1 protein-coding gene and 1 pseudogene are annotated in these 1088 nt (G+C 22.4%); both read left to right on the forward strand.

Going from position 1 to position 1088, the window contains the following annotated elements; all coding sequences use genetic code 11:
* Positions 1–447 (forward strand): annotated as a pseudogene (locus RI68_RS03885) (DNA double-strand break repair protein Rad50); the annotation flags it as partial.
* Between the two features lie 116 nt (positions 448–563).
* Positions 564–1088: hypothetical protein (locus RI68_RS01840; RefSeq protein ID WP_017193554.1), on the forward strand; the 525-nt coding region annotated here is incomplete at its 3' end.

A 1088-nucleotide genomic window follows, 5' to 3' on the forward strand; every position in this document is an offset into this window, starting at 1 on the left:
GAAGATGGAACACCTAAAATGATGAGCAAAGAAACATATGAAATTATTACTAAAAGAATAGAAAAAGATTTAGATGAAGCCAAAGCCGATTTCAAAGACTCCGAAAAAAAACTAGAAGAATATAAAATTTGCATGGAAGATAATAATTTAAAAAACAAAATGCAAGTAGATAAAAAACAATTAACTGAATTTAAAAAACAAGATGAATCAGTTATAAAAGAATATAATGATATTATCGAAAATTTAATTTATAATAAAAATTTATTTTCTGATGTCACAAACAAACACAAAACAAAAAACGAATTAGAAGAAAAATTAGAAGTCAAAAATGTAGAAATAGACGCAAGAAAAGAAGAATTAAAAAATAAATCACCAAACTACGCAAGAGCCCAAGAAAGAATAAAACAAAAAAGATATAATAAATTCTTACAACCTATTACTAATTAATTAATATATCAAACTTTTTTTTGCAACATTAATCAAATAAAAATGTATAATAGTAGTAATTAATTTCTTTAAAAGATAATATCAATTACTACTATTATCGGAAAGGTTATCAAAAAATGAACTTTTTTAAAAAACATTGGATAACTATTTTAATTATTTTATTTTTTAGTATCGTTATTATTATAGGTTTGTTTAAAGGTATTAGTGAAACCAAACAAGAAAAAAAACAAATATCAAATTATCATGAAAAATTAAATAACGAACAAAAACCAAATCATCCACTAAGAACTAAACGAGAAATAGATACTCCAAAACCTAAAATTAAAATAACACAAGAAAAATATAATAAAATTAAATCTTATATTTTATCTGAAAATGAAGATGAAGTTTTATTACTAAGTGATATTTCTAAAGAAGAAAAAACCGTAATTGAAGAAGCAAGAGCTTCACACAAACAAACATTAGAATATAGAAAAGAAGATAAAACAGATATAGATGAAAAACAACAAGAATGTAATAATTTAATCACCCAAAGAGATTCAATAACAAACCAAATCCCAGCATTAAAAGAACAACTAAAACAAAAAGAAACTGAATTAGCCAACAAAGAAAAAGAAATAAAAGATAAACAAGAAGAACTA

Source organism: Vaccinium witches'-broom phytoplasma str. VAC (assembly GCF_000309405.1).
GTDB lineage: Bacteria > Bacillota_I > Bacilli_A > Acholeplasmatales > Acholeplasmataceae > Phytoplasma.